Origin of the sequence: Zoogloea sp. (assembly GCF_041911615.1) — a bacterium.
Lineage (GTDB): Bacteria > Pseudomonadota > Gammaproteobacteria > Burkholderiales > Rhodocyclaceae > Zoogloea.
This window is the reverse complement of record NZ_JAYROR010000034.1, coordinates 1-17,310: the sequence shown is the minus strand read 5'-3', so window position 1 is coordinate 17,310 and position 17,310 is coordinate 1. Positions and strand designations below refer to the sequence as shown.

The 17,310-nt window shown below is 71.3% G+C and carries 16 protein-coding genes; 4 read left to right on the top strand and 12 right to left on the bottom strand.

Going from position 1 to position 17,310, the window contains the following annotated elements:
• Positions 1-232 precede the first annotated feature (232 nt).
• Together ACE3P2_RS03835 and ACE3P2_RS03830 are read right to left on the bottom strand one after the other, a co-directional pair.
• Positions 233-442: a hypothetical protein gene (locus tag ACE3P2_RS03835; protein WP_374261235.1), complete on the bottom strand. Its 210-nt coding sequence runs from the start codon at positions 440-442 to the stop codon at positions 233-235.
• A gap of 37 nt (positions 443-479) precedes the next feature.
• Positions 480-824, bottom strand: coding sequence for a TfoX/Sxy family protein (locus ACE3P2_RS03830; RefSeq protein ID WP_374261233.1), 345 nt, complete (start codon positions 822-824; stop codon positions 480-482).
• Positions 825-1,032: 208 nt separating this feature from the next.
• Here ACE3P2_RS03830 and ACE3P2_RS03825 point away from each other — a divergent pair, with 208 nt between their 5' ends.
• From ACE3P2_RS03825 to ovoA, 3 genes are all read left to right on the top strand, one after another.
• On the top strand, positions 1,033-1,359 hold the full coding sequence (locus tag ACE3P2_RS03825; RefSeq protein WP_374261230.1) for a BON domain-containing protein: 327 nt from the start codon (positions 1,033-1,035) through the stop codon (positions 1,357-1,359).
• A gap of 135 nt (positions 1,360-1,494) precedes the next feature.
• Entirely contained in the window at positions 1,495-2,646 is a 1,152-nt protein-coding gene (dinB, locus tag ACE3P2_RS03820; protein ID WP_374261227.1) for a DNA polymerase IV, read from the top strand.
• 55 nt (positions 2,647-2,701) lie between these two features.
• Entirely contained in the window at positions 2,702-5,098 is a 2,397-nt protein-coding gene (ovoA, locus tag ACE3P2_RS03815) for a 5-histidylcysteine sulfoxide synthase (protein WP_374261224.1), read from the top strand.
• Positions 5,099-5,123: 25 nt separating this feature from the next.
• On the opposite strand, the gene ACE3P2_RS03810 is transcribed toward ovoA, so the two are convergent.
• From ACE3P2_RS03810 to ACE3P2_RS03765, 10 genes are all read right to left on the bottom strand, one after another.
• Entirely contained in the window at positions 5,124-6,449 is a 1,326-nt protein-coding gene (locus ACE3P2_RS03810; RefSeq protein ID WP_374261222.1) for a sigma-54-dependent transcriptional regulator, read from the bottom strand.
• Positions 6,442-8,319, bottom strand: coding sequence for an ATP-binding protein (locus ACE3P2_RS03805; RefSeq protein ID WP_374261219.1), 1,878 nt, complete (start codon positions 8,317-8,319; stop codon positions 6,442-6,444). The genes ACE3P2_RS03810 and ACE3P2_RS03805 overlap by 8 nt, the downstream gene beginning before the upstream one ends.
• A gap of 56 nt (positions 8,320-8,375) precedes the next feature.
• Entirely contained in the window at positions 8,376-9,131 is a 756-nt protein-coding gene (locus tag ACE3P2_RS03800) for a sulfite exporter TauE/SafE family protein (protein ID WP_374261217.1), read from the bottom strand.
• Positions 9,132-9,268: 137 nt separating this feature from the next.
• Positions 9,269-10,576: a dicarboxylate/amino acid:cation symporter gene (locus tag ACE3P2_RS03795; protein WP_374261214.1), complete on the bottom strand. Its 1,308-nt coding sequence runs from the start codon at positions 10,574-10,576 to the stop codon at positions 9,269-9,271.
• Positions 10,577-10,609: 33 nt separating this feature from the next.
• On the bottom strand, positions 10,610-12,046 hold the full coding sequence (aspA, locus tag ACE3P2_RS03790) for an aspartate ammonia-lyase (protein WP_374261212.1): 1,437 nt from the start codon (positions 12,044-12,046) through the stop codon (positions 10,610-10,612).
• A 280-nt stretch (positions 12,047-12,326) separates the two neighbouring features.
• Positions 12,327-12,827, bottom strand: a complete 501-nt coding sequence (locus tag ACE3P2_RS03785; protein ID WP_374261210.1) for a Dps family protein — start codon at positions 12,825-12,827, stop codon at positions 12,327-12,329.
• Between the two features lie 140 nt (positions 12,828-12,967).
• Positions 12,968-14,089: a VIT1/CCC1 transporter family protein gene (locus tag ACE3P2_RS03780; RefSeq protein ID WP_374261208.1), complete on the bottom strand. Its 1,122-nt coding sequence runs from the start codon at positions 14,087-14,089 to the stop codon at positions 12,968-12,970.
• A 20-nt stretch (positions 14,090-14,109) separates the two neighbouring features.
• Positions 14,110-15,075, bottom strand: coding sequence for a ZIP family metal transporter (locus ACE3P2_RS03775; protein WP_374261206.1), 966 nt, complete (start codon positions 15,073-15,075; stop codon positions 14,110-14,112).
• Positions 15,076-15,117: 42 nt separating this feature from the next.
• The gene (locus ACE3P2_RS03770) at positions 15,118-15,258 is read right to left on the bottom strand and encodes a hypothetical protein (protein ID WP_374261203.1); all 141 of its coding nucleotides are present in this window, start codon (positions 15,256-15,258) and stop codon (positions 15,118-15,120) included.
• A 95-nt stretch (positions 15,259-15,353) separates the two neighbouring features.
• Positions 15,354-16,868: an aldehyde dehydrogenase family protein gene (locus ACE3P2_RS03765; protein ID WP_374261200.1), complete on the bottom strand. Its 1,515-nt coding sequence runs from the start codon at positions 16,866-16,868 to the stop codon at positions 15,354-15,356.
• Positions 16,869-17,038: 170 nt separating this feature from the next.
• Here ACE3P2_RS03765 and ACE3P2_RS03760 point away from each other — a divergent pair.
• Positions 17,039-17,310 (top strand): Ada metal-binding domain-containing protein (locus tag ACE3P2_RS03760; RefSeq protein ID WP_374261197.1); only part of this gene is annotated, 272 nt, incomplete at its 3' end.

Here is a 17,310-nt window from a genome sequence, read left to right as displayed (position 1 = left end):
GACCGGCGCCTGGGCCACCGGCGCGGGTGCCGGCGCCTGGGCGGCCGGCGGCGGCGCGCTGTCCTTCTTCTCGGGGTTGCTCAGACAGCCCGACAAACCGGCGGCCGCCACCAGCGCCAGCGACGCCGGGCCCAGATTACGGATATTCATCATGATTCCTGCCCTCCCACGAAACGTTGATTCACCCAAAGCAATGTAGCACACGCCCGCGCCCCGACCGGCGCGGCATTGCTCACGCCACCCGCATCCAGCAGAGGCGACGCCAGATCGCCACCACCCGTACATAGAACGGCACCGGCAGCTCGAGCAGGTTCATGAACACCCGGTTGGGCACCCGTAGCTCCGGGGGCACCCGCTCCGATTCGCCAACGCGGGAATCCGCCGCCGTCACCTGCCTGGCAAAACTCGTCTTGAAGCGCCGGTAGGGGATCAGCAGCAGCACGGCGAAGGTCCAGCCGATCGGCGCCAGGGCCGGCGCCTCATCCGGCGCTTCGACGCGGACGGGCGGGCTTGCGCGGACGCGGCAGCGGCAGGGCGTCGGCGGTGACGCGGATCAACCGGGCCAGCGCCTCGCGGTCGTCGAGCAACGCATCGGCCAGCCACCAGGGCCTGGCGCCCGGGTATGGAAAGCCCTCGCTCAGCGTCCCCCGCCAGGCCTGCCCGGCTTCGGTCGGCTTGATGAAGAGCTGGTTGTCGCACACCAGCGCCACCACCTTGCCGTCGCAGTACAGCGCGTACTCGCCGAACATCTTGCGAAACGTCAGCCCGCCGGCATCGCCCGCCTGATCGCAGACGTATTCGATGAATGCCTTTTCCGTTGCCATTGCCGATCTCCCGCGCGCTGCCGATGCCAGCGGATTATAGCGGAGGCATTCGCGGCGGCCGACGGCCCGGCCGGATTCATCCTACACGCCGTCGCGCCGCCGTCGGACAGCCTGCCCCGCAGGCCGGGGCTACATTTGCGTCATGGCAGCGCGACACACCGCCGCCTGCCGATACGAGACCCCAACCTCAACTCGAAGGAGAACCGCCATGAACACGAAACTCGCCCGCGCCCTCGTCGCCAGCCTCTTCGTCGCCGCCGCCTCCGGCGCCGCCTACGCCACCGACAAGGTCGACCACAACAAGTCCGCCACCGCCCAGTACATCGACGACGCCTCGATCACCGCCAGCATCAAGGCCAAGCACGCCGAGGACAAGACCGTCCGCGTGACCAGCATCGGCGTCGAGACCAAGGACGGCGTGGTCCAGCTTTCCGGCTTCACCCCCTCCGCCGCCGAGAAGGCCCGCGCCGAAGAACTCGCCCGCAGCGTCAAGGGCGTGAAGAGCGTGCGCAACGACATCGTGATCCGCCCGTAAGCGCGGCCTTCGCCCTCGCCGCCGCCGGCCGCGCCCCCGGGCAAGGCCGGCGGCGGCGCGTTAACGCCCCGCGCGGCGCCGGCCGGTAGTGCAAAATAGGCATCCTCGTCGGTTTGATGGACCCGCCGGACCGCTATGCCCCCGCTTCCCCGCAGCATCGCCCATCTGGACATGGACGCCTTCTTCGCGTCGGTCGAGCTGCTCCGCTACCCGCAACTGCGCGGCCAGCCGGTGGTGGTCGGCGGACGTCGCGCCACCGCGGCCGGCGACACCTTCCCGCGCCTCGCCAGTTACGTCGGGCGCGGCGTCATCACCACCGCCACCTACGAAGCCCGCGCCTTCGGCGTGCATTCCGGCATGGGGCTCATGAAAGCCGCCCAGCTGGCGCCCGACGCGATCCTGCTGTCGGCCGACTTCGAGGCCTACCGCCACTACTCGCGCCTGTTCAAGGCGGCGGTCCGCGCCATCGCGCCGCACGTCGAGGATCGCGGCATCGACGAGATCTACATCGACCTCACCGCCCTCAACCCCGAAGCCAGCGCCGACGGCGCGCGGCGGATCGCCCTGGGCCTCCAGCGGGCGGTGAAGGACGCCACCGGCCTGAGCTGCTCGCTGGGCGTCGCGCCCAACAAGCTGCTCGCCAAGCTGTGCTCCGACCTCGACAAGCCCGCGGGCATCACCGTCGTCACCGCCGCCGACCTGCCGACGCGCATCTGGCCGCTGCCCGCCAAGCGCATCAACGGCATCGGCCCCAAGGCCGCCGCGCGACTGGCCGAGCTGGGCATCGCCACCATCGGCGAACTCGCCGCCGCCGACCCGGCCTGGCTACAGGATCACTTCGGCGAGCGCTACGGCGTGTGGCTGCACCGCGCGGCCCACGGCGACGACGCGCGCCCGGTGGTCACCGAGAGCGAACCCAAGAGCCTGTCCCGCGAGACCACCTTCGAGCGCGACCTGCATCCGCGTCACGACAAGGCCGAACTCTCCGAGCGCTTCACCCGCCTGTGCCAGCAGCTCGCCGACGACCTCGCCCGCAAGGGCTACGTGGGCAAGACCATCGGCCTCAAGCTGCGCTTCGACAACTTCCACACCGTCACCCGCGACCAGACCCTCGCCGGCCCCATCGGCGAGGCCGCCGCGATCCGCCGCGCCGCCGGCGAATGCCTCAAACGCGTCCCGCTGGAGCGACGCATCCGCCTGCTCGGGGTCCGCGTCAGCGGGCTGCTGCCGCGCGACGCCGTCCCCGCCGACCCGCCCCGGCCGGCCCAGGCCGAACTGTTCACCTGAGCCCGCCGCGCGCCCGACGCCCGATCAAGAACGATAACCGCACCAGGAGATCCGCATGTCCGACCCGAACACCGCCGTCATCGACCACCCCGAAGCCTGGCGTCAGAACCTCCGCGGCGAGCACGACGCCCTGCTGCGCGGCCCGCGCCCGGCCTGGTGGTGGACCGGCCTGCCGCCCGCCGACTGCCCCGGCCGCCAGCCCGACGGCCGCCTCACCGCCCAGCCCGCCCCCAACCTCGCCGCCAGCCGCCGCGCCCAGGTGCGCGCCGCCTTCGACAACGGCTGGACGCTCACCGAGCTGCTGTTCGCCGCCCTGCAGGGCGAGGAAGCCTTCTACCGGCCGCCTTACCATCACCTGCGCCACCCGATGATCTTCTACTACTGTCATCCGGCGGCCCTCTACATCAACAAACTGCGCGTCGCCGGCCTCATCGACGCCCCGCTCAACCCCTGGTTCGAACGCCTCTTCGAGACCGGCGTGGACGAGATGCGCTGGGACGACATGTCCAAGAACGAGATGCTGTGGCCCAGCTTCGCCGAGGCCCACACCTATCGTCAGCAGGTCTATGCCGTCGTCGCCCAGCTCATCGACAGCCACCCCGACCTTGCCGACGGCCACGCCCCGATCACCATGAGCCACCCCCTGTGGGCGCTTTTCATGGGCTTCGACCACGAGCGCATCCACCTCGAAACCTCCTCGGTGCTGATCCGCGAGCTGCCCCTCGACCTCGTCGCCCGCCCCGCCGGCTGGCCCGCGCTGCACCCCGACGCCGGGGCCGAGCGCGGATTCCCGCCCCAGGCCGGGCGCGACTACCCGCAGCCGCGCCTCCTCGACATCCCCTCCAGCCGGCGCCGCCTGGGCAAGCCCGTGGATTGGCCCAGCTTCGGCTGGGACAACGAATACGGCGAGCGCAGCGTGGACGTGCAGGCCTTCCGCGTCGAAGACCAGCTCGTCAGCAACGGAGCCTTCCTCGAGTTCATCCAGGCCGGCGGCTACCTCGAACCGCGCTGGTGGACCGACGCCGGCTGGGCCTGGCGGGGCTTTCGCAACAGCAAGTGGCCGTGCTTCTGGGTGCCCGACGGCCCCGCCGGCCTGCACCGCTACCGCCTGCGCACCCTGTTCGAAACCATCCCGATGCCCTGGAACTGGCCCGCCGAGGTCAACGCCCACGAGGCGATGGCCTACTGCGCCTGGCGCAGCCACCGGGACGGCCAGCCCTGTCGCCTGCCCACCGAAGCCGAGCACAACGCCTTGCGCGACCCCGCCTGGGCCGACACCGATCCGCCCTCCCGCCTGGACGGCGCCACCCTCGGCCGCGAGGCCGGCTGGAACAGCCAGCTCGCCCACGGCTCGCCGTGGCCGGTGGATGCCGGCACGCCCGCCGCCTGCGGCGCCCGCGACGTCTTCGGCAACGTCTGGCAGTGGCTCGGCGACGACTTCAACCCGCTGCCCGGCAGCAAGGTGCACCCCTACTACGACGACTTCTCCACCCCCTGCTACGACGGCCAGCACCAGATGATGCTCGGCGGCTCGTGGATCGCCTGCGGCGACGAAGCCAGCGTGTGGGCGCGCTTCCACTTCCGCCCGCACTTCTTCCAGCACGCCGGCTTCCGCGTCGTGCAAGCCGCCCACGACGGCGGCGTGGTGAAGCTCGGCGGCGCCGACGCCGGCCGTCAGGTCTACGAGGACGCGCGCATCGTCGACGAGTACATGCTGCTCCACCACGGCAGCGGCACCGACCAGATGCCCTGGCTCGCCGGCCCGGCCGACGCCACCGGTTTTCCGCAGCGCTGCGCGGGCTGGCTCCTCGACGGCGCGGCCCGCCTGGGCAGCGGCACCGCTCGGGCACTCGACATCGGCTGCGCGGTGGGCGGCGCCAGCTTCGAACTGGCCCGCGGCTTCGACACGGTCCTCGGGGTCGACCTCTCCCGCGCCTTCATCGACGCCGCCGAGGCGCTGCAGAAGGAAGGCCGCCGCGACTACTTCCGCCGCGACGAAGGCGACCTGGGCGAAACCCTCACCGCCCGCATCGACCCGGCCATCGACCGCCAGCGGGTCAGCTTCCGCCAGGCCGACGCCTGTTCGCTCCCCGCCGAGCTGGTGGATTTCGACGCCGTGCTGCTGGCCAACCTGCTGTGCCGCCTGCCCAGCCCCAAGTCGCTCCTGGGCCGCCTCGGCGGACCGCGTGGGCTGGTCAAGGTCGGCGGGCTGGTGGCGCTGTTCTCGCCCTACTCGTGGCTGGCGCAATTTACACCGCAGGAGGCGTGGCTCGGCGGTTACCGCGGCGGCGACGGCGCCCCGGTCCGCAGCGCGGAGGCCCTCAAGGCCTTCATGGCCGCCGAAGGCTTCGCGCTGCGCCGCGAGGATGAGGTGCCGCTGGTGATCCGCGAGCACGCCCGCAAGTACCAGTTCATCGTTACCCACGGGATGCTCTGGCAGCGGGAATCCTGAGCGGGCCGCCCCGCCCGCCCGACCGTCACCCCAGCCCGTACTTGCGCACCTTGTCGTGCAGGGTGGTCTTGGGGATCGCCAGGGCTTCGGCGGCGCGGGCGAGGCTGCCGTGGCGGCGCAGCGCGTCGGCGATGAGGGCGCGCTCGAAGGCCTCGACGGTTTCGGCCAGCGGCTGGGGGCCGTCGGGGCGCGCTTCGCCGAAGGGCGGCGAGCCGGCCTCGATGCCCAGCACGCAGCGGTCGGCCACGTTGCGCAGTTCGCGCACGTTGCCGGGCCAGGGGTAGCCCATCAGGCGCTGGATGCGCCCCGGCGACGCCTCCGGCACCGGGCGATGGTGACGCGCGGCGGCGAGCAGCAGGAAGTGCTCGAAGAGCAGCGGAATGTCCTCGCGACGCTCCCGCAGCGGCGGCAGGTTGAGGGTGGCCACGCTCAGGCGGTAATACAAGTCGTTGCGAAAGCCGCCCTTGGCCGACAGCGCCAGCAGGTCGCACTTGGTGGCGGCGACCACCCGGCAGTCGATGGGGATCGACGTGTTGGAGCCGAGGCGTTCGAGCGTGCGCTCCTGCAGCACCCGCAGCAGCTTGATCTGCATGGGCACCGGCATGGTCTCGATCTCGTCGAGGAACAGCGTGCCGCCGCTGGCGTATTCGATCTTGCCGATGCGGCGCTTGGCGGCGCCGGTGTAGGCACCAGCCTCGTGGCCGAAGATCTCGCTGTCGAACAAGGTTTCGGGCAGGCCGCCGCAGTTGATGGCGACGAAGTTGCCGTGACGGCGCGGGCTGGCGTCGTGCAGGCAGCGCGCCACCAGTTCCTTGCCGGTGCCGGTCTCGCCGTGGATGAGCACGTCGGCGGCGCTGTCGGCGAGGCCGACGATCATCGCCCGCACCCGTTCCATGCCGGGGCCGCGGCCGATCAGGCGGCTCTCGAGCTGATCGCGCTGTTCGAGCTGCTGACGCAGCGCGCGCACCTCCATCACCAGACGGCGCTTCTCCAGCGCTCGGCGCACCACGTCCACCAGGAATTCCGGCGCGAAGGGCTTCTGGATGAAGTCGTAGGCGCCGTCCTTCATGGCCTGCACGGCCATCGTCACGTCGCCGTGGCCGGTGATCATGACCACCGGCAGCTGCGCGTCGAGCGCCTGCAGCTCGCGCAGGAAGGCCATGCCGTCGACGCCCGGCAGGCGCACGTCGCTCACCACCACACCGGGGAAATCCGCCCCCAGCCGACGCCGGGCGGCCTCGGCGCTGGCGACGCAGGTGGCGACGAAACCCTCGAGCTGAAGCGCCTGTTCGCAGCCGAGGGCGACGTCGGGGTCGTCCTCGATGATGAGCACCTGGGGGTTGTCAGTCATGGCGGGCGGCCTCGTCGGGTGGGGTGGCAAGGGGTAGATCGAGGATGAACACGGCGCCGCCATCGGGGTGATTGGCGCCGCCGAGGGTGCCGCCGAAGTCGCGCACGATGCCGGCCGAGATGGCGAGCCCGAGGCCCAGCCCGGCGCCGGCCGACTTGGTGGTGAAGAAGGGTTCGAACAGGTGCGAGAGCGCCTCGTCGGCGAGGCCGGGGCCGTGGTCGCGCACCGACAGGCGCGCCCGCCCGCCCTCGCTGCGGCAGTCGATCTCGATGCACGGCGCGGCGGCGCCATCCATCGCGTCGAGGGCGTTGCCGACGAGATTCACCAGCACCTGTTCGAGCCGGTTGGCGTCGCACAGGGCGAAGGGCTCGGGTGCCGGACAGTGGCGCAGCACCTCGGCGCGACTGTGGCGCAGGCGTTGTTCGAGCAGCGCCAGCGCGTTGTCGATGGTGCGGCACAGGGGCACCGGCTGGGCCTGACCGCTGGACTTGCGGGCGAAGGCGCGCAGCTGCCCGGTGATGTTGCCCATGCGGTCCACCAGGCTGCCGATGCGCTCGAGGTTGGAGCGGGCGGTCTCCACGTCGCCCCGCTCGAGAAAGCGCGCGGCGTTGCCCGACAGGGTGCGCAGGGCCGCCAGGGGCTGGTTGAGCTCGTGGGCGATGCCGGTGGCGAGCTGGCCGATCACCGCCAGCTTGCCGGCCTGCACCAGCTCGTCCTGGGCGGCGCGCAGGGTGCGCTCGGCGGCGGTGCGCTCGGCCACCTCGCCCTGCAGTTGCTGGTTGGCGGCGGAGAGGTCGGCGGTGCGCTCGGCCACCTTGCGTTCGAGTTCGTCGTGGGCGCGCTGCAGCGCCTCGCGGGCGGCCAGCCGGGCCTTGAGGTGGCGGCGCCGCTCGTCGACGGTGAGGCCGAGCATGAACAGGAAGGCCGCGCCCACCACCGCCAGCGCGGTGCGACTCTGGGCGATGTCGTCCACCTGTTCGAGGTGCGACAGCACGGTGAGCGTCCACGGCGTGCCGGGCAGCGGCCGCGACTGGGCCAGGAAGCGCCCGGCCACCGGGTACACCGTCACCGGCTCGGGCGAGGCGCGGGCGATGCGGACCAGCCGCGCGCCGTGGTCGAGCTCGGCCAGTTCGCTCATGCCCAGGGGTTTGAGGGCGCGGCGGTTGTACTGCAAGGTCTGGTCGAAGGCGCTGCGGGTGGCGTCGTCCAGCGGGCGCAGGGTGGTGAACTTCCAGTCGGCCACCGAGCCGAGGATCACCACGCCGTTCTCGTCGCTCACCATGGCCGGCGCCTCGACGGTGCTCCAGGTTTTCTCGAGCTGTTCGAGGCTGACCTTGATGACCGCCACGCCCAGGGTGCGGCTGTCGTCGGCCAGCGCCGAGGCGAGGTAGTAGCCGGGCTCGCCCCGGGTGGTGCCGATGCCGAAGAAGCGCCCGCTGCCGGTGGCCATGGCGTCGCGGAAATAGGCGCGAAAGGCCAGATCCTCGCCCATGAAACTGTCGGCGCGGCGCCAGTTGCTGGTGGCGACCACCTGCCCGCGGGCGTCGATGACGTAGATCGAGAGCGTGCCGGCACGCTCGTTGAGCTGTTCGAGATAGGCGTTGACCTGCGGCGCGAGGCGCCCGCCGTCGGGCGCGCGCAGCAGTTCGAGCACGTCGCGCTCGAGGCCGAGGGTGCCGGGCAGGAAGGCGTACTTGCCGATCTCGCGCTCCAGGCTGGCGGAGTACAGGTCGAGCCGGTGCAGCCCGGTGGCCTGCAGTTCGGCCAGCCCCAGCTGCTCGGCCACCCGGTGCGCGGCAAAGCCGGTGAGCCCCATCAGGGCCACCATCAGCAGGAAGATCGGCAGGCTGCGCAGGAATCGGCGGGACATGGCGGGCGGGCGCGTCGTTGAACCTATGGTAGCAGCGGCGTGGGGCGGCCGCCGGCTCAGATCAGGTCGGCGAGCTGCTTGACGATCAGCACCGCCACCACCATCAGGAAGGCCTTGCGGATGAAGCCGGCGCCGTGGCGCAGGGCGAGATGGGTGCCGAGCTGGGCGCCGGCCAGGTTGCACACCGCCATCGTGAGCCCCACCGCCCACAGGATCGGCCCGTGGCTGGCGAAGAAGGCGATGGCCGACACGTTGGTGGCGCAGTTGATGACCTTGGCGCTGGCCGAGGCGCGCACGAAATCCATGCCGAAGAGGCGCACGAAGCCGAAGATCAGGAAGCTGCCGGTGCCGGGCCCGAAGAAACCGTCGTAAAAGCCGATCACCAGCCCGAACAGCGCGCCGCGCCAGGCGTCGCCGGGGCGGGGTTCGTGGGTTTCGGTCTGACCCAGATCCTTGCGCAGAAAGGTGTAGATCGCCACCGCCAGCATCATCACGATGACCAGCGGACGCATCGCCTCGCGGGACAGCCACGCCACCACCGCCGCGCCGAGCCACGCCCCCACCAGCGCCGCGCCGGTGGCCGGCAGCACCAGCGCCCACGGGATGCGCACCGCGCGGGCGTAGCGCCACAGGGCGGCGCCGGTGCCGGCGATGCTCGACACCTTGTTGGTGCCGAAGAGGGTCGGGATCGCCGTCTGGGGGAAGGACGACAGCAGCACCGGAATCTGGATGAGCCCGCCGCCACCCACCACGGCATCGACCATGCCGGCGAAGAAGGCTGCGGGGGCGAGGATGAACCAGTCGATAGTCATGGGGCGGCGAACCGTTCGGAAGGGAAAAAAGCCCGGCGCATGATACGCCGGGCGAAGTTGACGGGGCGGCTGGGAGGTCCGCCCCGATCAGGGAGGATCGTGACGGCCTGTCTGCCGCGAGGCGACAGGCCCGGGGGTCAGGCGGCGACGGCCGGCGCCGCTTCGTCGCCCTCGACCGGCAGGGCTTCCTCGGCCTCGGCCAGGGCGGGGTCCACCACGTCGATGGCGCCTTCCCACTTGGCGACCACGGCGGTGGCGATGGCGTTGCCGAGCACGTTGGTGACGGTGCGCCCCATGTCGAGGAAGTGGTCGATGCCGAGCACCAGCAGCAGGCCGGCTTCCGGCAGGCCGAACATCGGCAGCACCGCGGCCACCACCACCAGGGACGCACGCGGCACGCCGGCGATGCCCTTGCTGGAGACCATCAGCACCAGCAGCATGGTGATCTGGGCGCCGAGGGTGAGCGGGATGTCGTAGGCCTGGGCCACGAACAGCGCCGCGAAGGTGGTGTAGATCATCGAGCCGTCGAGGTTGAACGAATAGCCCAGCGGCAGCACGAAGCTGGTCACGCGGTTCTTGATGCCGAACTTCTCGAGCTGTTCCATCAGCTTGGGGTAGACCGACTCGCTGCTGGCGGTGGAGAAGCCCACCAGCATCGGGCCGCGCACCAGCTTGAGCAGGCGGAAGATCTCCTTGCCGAGCACCAGGTAGCCGGCGGCGATCAGCACGCACCACAGGGCGGCCAGCGCGGCGTAGAAGCTCACCAGCAGCTTGCCGAACACCAGCAGCATCCCCAGGCCCTGGGTGGTGATGGCTCCGGCGACGGCGCCGAACACGCCCACCGGCGCAAAGCGCATCACGTAGTCGGTGACCTTGAGCATCACGTGCACCACCTCTTCCATCGTGCACACCAGGCTGCGGGCGGTCTGGTTGTGCAGGTGACCCAGCGCGAGGCCGAAGAACACCGAGAACACCAGGATCTGCAGGATCTCGTTGGCCGCCATCGCCTCGAAGATGTTCTTCGGGAAGACGTGGGTGATGAAGTCCTTCAGGTTGAGGGCGCCGGTCTTGAGGTTGGTGGCGGCGGCCACGTCCGGCAGCGGCACGCCCAGGTGGGCGCCCGGCTGCAGCAGGTTGGCGAACACCAGCCCGAGCAGCAGCGAACAGAACGACGCGCCGACGAACCAGCCCAGCGCCTTGGCGCCGATGCGCCCGACGGTCTTGGAGTCGCCCATCCCCGCCAGGCCCGCCACCAGGGTGGCAAAGACCAGCGGCGCGATGATCATCTTGATGAGCCGCAGGAAGATGTCGGTGAGGATGCCGAAGTAGCTGGCGATCTCCTTGGCCTGGGCGGGGCTGCCGGCGAGCGTGTTGCACGCGTAGCCGACGATGACGCCGAGCAGCAGGGCGATCCCGATGAGGGTCGTGAGCCGGTTCATTTTCATGATGAAGTCCTCGTAATCGAAGCGGTGGGCGGGTCAGGCTGCGCGGGCGGACGCGGCGTTGGCGGGGATCGGTTGCGGGCGGGTGAGCACCTCGGGGCGCAGCACCTCGGCCAGTTGCGCGGCGCTCATCAGGCCGCGTTCCAGCACGATCTCGGCGACGCCGCGACCGCTGGCGTGGGCCTCGGCGGCCACCTCGGTGGCGTTGGCGTAGCCGATGTAGGGGTTGAGGGCGGTGACGATGCCAATGGAGCGCTCGACGCTGGCGCGCAGGCTGTCGCGGTTGGCGGTGATGCCCTCGACGCAGTGCTCGGCCAGGGCGCGGCAGGCGCGGGTCAGGTGGAGCACGCTCTTGAACAGGCTGTGGGCAATGATCGGCTCGAAGGCGTTGAGCTGCAGCTGGCCGGCCTCGGCGGCGAAGGTGACGGTCATGTCGTTGCCGATGACCTCGAAGGCCACCTGGTTGACCACCTCCGGGATCACCGGATTGACCTTGCCCGGCATGATCGACGAACCGGCCTGGCGCGGCGGCAGGTTGATCTCGCCCAGGCCCGCGCGGGGACCGGACGACAGCAGGCGCAGGTCGTTGCAGACCTTGGAGAGCTTGACCGCCACGCGCTTGAGCACGCCGGAGAGCTGCACGAAGCTGCCGCAATCCTGGGTCGCCTCCACCAGATTGGGCGCGGTGACCACCGGCACGCCGCTGATCTCGGCGAGCTTGCGGCACACCAGCGGCGCGTAGTCCGGGTGGGCGTTGATGCCGGTGCCGATGGCGGTGGCGCCCAGGTTGATCTCGCGGATCAGCAGCGCGGCCTCCTGCAGGCGGGCCTCGTCCTCGCCGAGCATCACGGCGTAGGTGGAGAACTCCTGGCCGAGGGTCATCGGCACGGCGTCCTGCAACTGGGTGCGGCCCATCTTGAGCACGTCGGCGAACGCCAGCGCCTTCTTCTCGAAGCTGCCGCGCAGGTGGGCCATCGCCTCCACCAGGCGGAAGATGCCCACGTAGGTGGCGAGCTTGAGGGCGGTGGGATACACGTCGTTGGTCGACTGGCTCATGTTGACGTGCTCGTTGGGATGCAGGTGCGCGTAGTCGCCACGGGCGTGGCCGAGAATCTCCAGCGCGCGGTTGGCGATCACCTCGTTGGCGTTCATGTTGGTGGAGGTGCCGGCGCCGCCCTGGATCACGTCCACCACGAAGTGTTCGTGGAGCTGGCCGTCGATCACCTCGCGGCAGGCGGCGGCGATGGCATCGGCGCGCAGACCGTCGAGCAGACCCAGCTTCTCGTTGGCACGGGCCGCGGCCAGCTTGATCTGGGCGAGGGCGCGGATCAGGTCGGGATAGACGGCGATCGAGATGCCGGTGATGTCGAAGTTCTCGCGGGCTCGCAGGGAATGGACGCCGAAGTAGGCGTCGGCGGGCACGTCGCGATCGCCGAGCAGGTCGTGCTCGCTGCGGAAGCCGGGGGTGGTCATGGTCGTTGTCTCCGTATCGTTTTAGGAAGCGCCGCGCAGAGGCGGTCTTGCACTTCCTTTTGCACGCCTCGTGCCAGCTTGGCATAGGCGGCAAACCACTGATACGGCGTGACTTTTTATCTACGGGCGAAGACCCGGCGACGGATTTCCGGATTTCCGCCCTCGCCGGCGTTCGGAAATCCGAACGATCGGCGAAGCCCCACGGCGCGGGCGCCCGGACATAAAAAACGGCAGCCACGCACCCCGCGTCGCTGCCGTCTCCGGGCTGACGCCCGTCCGCTCATTCCTCGAGCAGGCTGCGCAGCATCCAGGCCGTCTTCTCGTGCACCTCGAGGCGCTGGGTCAGCAAGTCGGCGGTGGGCTGATCGTTGGCCTTATCCACCAGCGGGAACAGGCCGCGGGCGGTGCGGGCGGTGGCCTCCTGGGCGGCCACCAGCAGGCGCACCATCTCGAGGGCCGGCGGCACGCCCTCCGGCTCGTCGATGGAGGTGAGCGAGGCGAACAGCTTCGCGGTGCCCGGCGCCGGATGGCCCAGGGCGCGGATGCGCTCGGCGATCACGTCGAGCGCGTTCCACTGCTCGGTGTACTGGTCCATGAACATCTGGTGCAGGGTGTTGAACATCGGCCCCTTCACGTTCCAGTGGAAGTTGTGGGTCATCAGGTAGAGGCCGAAACTGTCGGCGAGCAGGCGCGACAGGCCGGCGGCGATGTCGGCGCGGTCGCCCGCGTCGATGCCGATGTCCATCGTGGGGCCGGCGGACGGAATGGCTTTCTTCTTCATGGTGTTGTCTCCTTGGCGGGTGGAAGCGGATGGCGAAAGTATCGTCCCGAAGCCCGGGAGCGTCCAATTGTCATGGGCGCTGGCGACGATTGGAAAAACCAATCGTCCACGCGCGGCGCGGCGTCCGGAAACCCGGACGCTCAGGCCAGCGACACGCCCACCAGCGCCCCCGAACCGTAGGTCACCGCCGCCGCCGCGGCGCCGATCAGCACCTGACGCAGCATCGAGAAGCCGGCCCCGCGTCCGCTGAACAGCGACGTCCCGAGCCCGATGGCGGCCAGCGCCACGCCGGACAGGCCGACGCTCCACGCCACGCCCGTCGCCCCGCCGGTGACGAAGAAGGGCAGCACCGGAAACAGCGCCCCCAGCGCGAACAGGCCGAACGAGAAGCCCGCCGCGCTCCACGGATTGCCGCCCATGTCCTCGGGGTCGATGCCCAGCTCCTCGCGGCCCAGGGTTTCGAGGGCAGTGGCACGGTCGCGCATCAGCTCGTCCGCCACCCGGCGGGCGTCGTCGCGGGCGAGGCCCTTGGCCTGGAAGATCAGCGCCAGCTCGTTGCGCTCGGCCTCCGGCGTCTGCTCCAGCTCCTCGGCCTCCTGGCCCAGCTGGGCCTGGGCGAACTCGCGGGCGTTGGTCACCGACAGCCATTCGCCCAGCGCCATCGACACCGCCCCCGCCAGCAGGCCCGACACCCCGGTGAGCAGGATCGTCCCCGCCGGCGCGCCCGCCCCCGCCACGCCCATCACCAGGCACAGGTTGGACACCAGCCCGTCGTTGGCGCCCAGCACCGCCGCGCGCAACGCGTTGCCGCCGCCACGCCGGTGCCAGCGTTCGCTGCGGGCGATGTCGGGCCCGGCGAGCCCACGGCGGGACACCGCCGCCTGCAGCACCGCGGCGTGGCCGCGCTCGTCGCCGGCAAGGCGCGCCGCGTCCGCCTGCCCGGCGTACTTGTCGCGATCCGCCACCTCGGCGGAGGCTACCGCCGGCAGCACGAAGCCCGGCCCAAAACGTCGCGCCAGCCACACCAGCGCCCGCGTCCGGAAACCCGGACGGAACGGCGCCGGACGCCCGCCCACCGCCTCGATACGCCGGCGCCACACCTCGGCATGACCGCGCTCGGCGGCCGCCAGCTGGGCGAACAGGTCGCGCCGCACCGGGTCGGACTCGGCTGCCGCCAGACCGGCGTAGCGCGCGGCGCCTTCCAGCTCGTCGCGCAGGTTGGCGTGGAAGCGCCGCGTATCGTCCGTGGCCGGGGTCGTCATGGCATCCTTCCGGGCCGGGCTCAGCCCAGCGCCGTGTCGAGGAACATCATCACCGCGAAGCCCGCCATCAGACCCAGCGTGGCGCTGGTCTGGTGGCCGTTGCGGTGGGTTTCGGGGATCACCTCATGGGACACCACGAAGATCATCGCGCCGGCGGCGAGCCCCAGCCCGACCGGGTAGGCCATCGCCAGCCCGCCGGCGATGCCGGCACCGAACAGGCTGCCGAGCGGCTCCATCAGGCCCGAGGCGCCGGCCAGCAGCACCGCCGGCCAGGCCCGCACGCCGGCCGCGCGCAGGGCCATCACCACGGCAAGGCCTTCCGGGATGTCCTGGATCGCGATGGCGCTGGTGAGCGGCAGGCCCACGTTCATGTCGCCCTGGGCGAAGCTCACGCCGATGGCCATGCCCTCCGGCAGGTTGTGCAGGGTGATCGCCAGCACGAACAGCCATACCTTGCCGACCCGCTCGCAGCCCGGGCCGCAGGGGCCGGTGCTGTCGTGGGCGTGGGGCGTGAAACGGTCGAGCCCGAGCATCAGCAGCACCCCCAGCGCCATGCCGGCGGTGACGGTGAGCGCGCCCAGCGCGCCGCTGCCGGTCATCTCCTTGGCGGCCGCCAGGCCGGGCAGGATCAGCGAGAAGGAACTCGCCGCCAGCATCATCCCGGCGGCGAAGCCCAGCAGGCTGTCCTCGGCGCGCGCCGAGAGCTGGCGCAGGGTGATGCCCGCCACGGCCCCCAGCGCGGTGGCGCCGAAGCCCGCCAGCCCACCCCACAGGGCAAGCCGCAGGGCCTCGCCGCCGCCGGCGATGCCATCGCGTACGCCGCTGGCGATCAACAGCGCCACCGCCGCCAGCGCGAGCAGCAGGCCGCCGCTCATCCACGGATGACGCCGCGCCTGCAGACGCCAGGCGTCGCGCCAGGCCAGCGCGGCCACGCCGCCGTCGCCGGCCAGCGCGATGCCGGCCGTCGTGCCCTCGGAACTGTTCATCGTGCCTCCCCTTGCGATCTGTCGGTTTTATCGCGGCCGGCGTCAGCCGGCAAGGGTGCGCGCCACTTCGGCCAGCCACAAGGCCGCGCCGAGCCCGGTCACCACCGCGCCGACGACGAAACGGGCCAGGTGGTCATGGGCGTTGGCGTGGGCCGCATGGCTGGCGAGTCGGATCGTTTTCATGGCTGTCACCTCGTGTGCGTTGTGGGTGATTCCATTTTCGGCGCCGGCAACGATTAAATCCAATTGGCTATTCCGCTTGTCTCGATAGTCGGCATTTATTCAATGCCGCCGAAGTGCACACCCTGGGCCAGGGGCAGCGTATCCGAGTAGTTGATGGTGCTGGTGGCCCGCCGCATGTAGCTGCGCCACGCGTCCGAGCCCGCCTCGCGGCCGCCGCCGGTCTCCTTCTGGCCGCCGAAGGCGCCACCAATCTCGGCGCCCGACGGGCCGATGTTCACGTTGGCGATGCCGCAGTCGCTCCCCGCCGCCGCCAGGAAGCGCTCGGCTTCGCGCAGGTCGGTGGTGAAGATCGCCGAGGCCAGCCCCTGGGGCACCCCGTTGTGCAGCGCGATGGCGTCGTCGAAGCGACGGTAGCGCAGCGCGTAGAGGATCGGGCTGAAGGTCTCGCGGCGCACCAGCGCGCTCTGGGCCGGCATTTCCACCAGCGCCGGGCGCGCATAGCAGCCGTCGGGGCAATCCGCCACCGCCACCGTCTCGCCGCCGTGCACCACTCCGCCCTGGGCCTGCGCCTGGGCCAGCGCGACGCGGTGGGCGTCGAGCGCCGCCGCGTCGATCAGCGGCCCGACCCGCGTCGCCGGATCGAGCGGATGCCCCACCTGCAGCCGGGCAAAGGCGTCGGCCACCCGGGGCAGCAGCGCCGGCGCCACCGATTCATGCACGATCAGCCGGCGCAGCGTGGTGCAGCGCTGGCCGGCGGTGCCCGCGGCGCTGAACACGATGGCGCGCAGGGCCAGCTCCAGATCGGCCGAGGGAGCGACGATCATCCCGTTGTTGCCACCCAGCTCCAGCAGACAGCGCCCGAAGCGCGCCGCCACCCGGGGTGCCAGGTGCCGCCCCATCGCCGTCGAACCGGTGGCCGACAGCAACGCCACGTCCGGGTGATCGGCCAGCGCGAGCCCCACGGCCGGCGGCCCCACCAGCACCTGGCTCAAGCCCGGCGGCACCTCGCCGGCCTCGGCCATCGCCGCCAGCAGCAGGCCCTGGCAGGCCAGCGCGGTGAGCGGCGTGCGCGACGACGGCTTCCAGATCACCGCGTCGCCGCACACCAGCGCGAGGGTCGCGTTCCACGCCCACACCGCGACCGGAAAATTGAACGCGGTGACCACCCCCACCACCCCCAGCGGGTGCCAGCACTCCATCATCCGGTGACCCGGCCGCTCGCTGGCGATGGTGAGCCCGTAAAGCTGGCGCGACAGCCCCACCGCGAAATCGCACATGTCGATGGCCTCCTGCACCTCGCCCAGCGCCTCGGCGACGATCTTGCCGCTCTCGATGGCGACCAGCCGCGCCAGCCGCGGCTTGTGACGGCGCAGCAGCTCGCCCAGGCGGCGCACCGTCTCGCCGCGCCGTGGCGGCGGTACGCGGCGCCAGGCCAGGAAAGCGGCCCGTGCCCGGGCCACCGCCGCGTCTACGTCGTCCGTCCGCGCGCAGGCGCCGATCCGGCTCCCGTCGATGGGCGAGCGCACCGCGCAGGCACCGGCCGCCGGTGCGGGCAGACCGAGGGCCGCGAAGATCGCGGCCACTTCCGAAATCAGCAGAGGCGCAGGCATGGCGGGCTCCTTCCCGGCGACGCATTGCCCCTTGGACAACGCGTCGGCCCCGGCAATCCGCGAACCCGAGAATTCGGTGCCGCGCACCCACCGGATTCCATCGCAAGATGCGACGTGCGCCCCGGCCGGCCACGGTCTAAAGTGACGCCGTCCCGCCCCGGAGCCCACCGATGACCGCCACCGCCCCGCCTGCCCGCCCGCGTCCCGCCGAACGCGCCGCCCGCACCCTCGCCGATCCGCGCTGGGCCCAGGTCTGCGCCCGCGACCCCGCCGCCGAAGGCCAGTTCTTCTACGCCGTCGCCAGCACCGGCGTGTATTGCCGGCCCAGTTGCGCGGCCCGCACACCACGCCCCGAGCACGTGAGCTTCCACGCCAGCCGCGCCGACGCCGAAGCCGCCGGCTTTCGCCCCTGCCAGCGCTGCCGCCCCGATCTGCCGCCCCG

Coding starts and splice junctions, on each gene's coding strand:
- ACE3P2_RS03830 (WP_374261233.1), bottom strand. CDS start 824: ATGGCAACGGAAAAGGCATTCATCGAATACGTCTGCGATCAGGCGGGC.
- ACE3P2_RS03825 (WP_374261230.1), top strand. CDS start 1,033: ATGAACACGAAACTCGCCCGCGCCCTCGTCGCCAGCCTCTTCGTCGCC.
- dinB (WP_374261227.1), top strand. CDS start 1,495: ATGCCCCCGCTTCCCCGCAGCATCGCCCATCTGGACATGGACGCCTTC.
- ovoA (WP_374261224.1), top strand. CDS start 2,702: ATGTCCGACCCGAACACCGCCGTCATCGACCACCCCGAAGCCTGGCGT.
- ACE3P2_RS03810 (WP_374261222.1), bottom strand. CDS start 6,449: ATGACTGACAACCCCCAGGTGCTCATCATCGAGGACGACCCCGACGTC.
- ACE3P2_RS03805 (WP_374261219.1), bottom strand. CDS start 8,319: ATGTCCCGCCGATTCCTGCGCAGCCTGCCGATCTTCCTGCTGATGGTG.
- ACE3P2_RS03800 (WP_374261217.1), bottom strand. CDS start 9,131: ATGACTATCGACTGGTTCATCCTCGCCCCCGCAGCCTTCTTCGCCGGC.
- ACE3P2_RS03795 (WP_374261214.1), bottom strand. CDS start 10,576: ATGAAAATGAACCGGCTCACGACCCTCATCGGGATCGCCCTGCTGCTC.
- aspA (WP_374261212.1), bottom strand. CDS start 12,046: ATGACCACCCCCGGCTTCCGCAGCGAGCACGACCTGCTCGGCGATCGC.
- ACE3P2_RS03785 (WP_374261210.1), bottom strand. CDS start 12,827: ATGAAGAAGAAAGCCATTCCGTCCGCCGGCCCCACGATGGACATCGGC.
- ACE3P2_RS03780 (WP_374261208.1), bottom strand. CDS start 14,089: ATGACGACCCCGGCCACGGACGATACGCGGCGCTTCCACGCCAACCTG.
- ACE3P2_RS03775 (WP_374261206.1), bottom strand. CDS start 15,075: ATGAACAGTTCCGAGGGCACGACGGCCGGCATCGCGCTGGCCGGCGAC.
- ACE3P2_RS03770 (WP_374261203.1), bottom strand. CDS start 15,258: ATGAAAACGATCCGACTCGCCAGCCATGCGGCCCACGCCAACGCCCAT.
- ACE3P2_RS03765 (WP_374261200.1), bottom strand. CDS start 16,868: ATGCCTGCGCCTCTGCTGATTTCGGAAGTGGCCGCGATCTTCGCGGCC.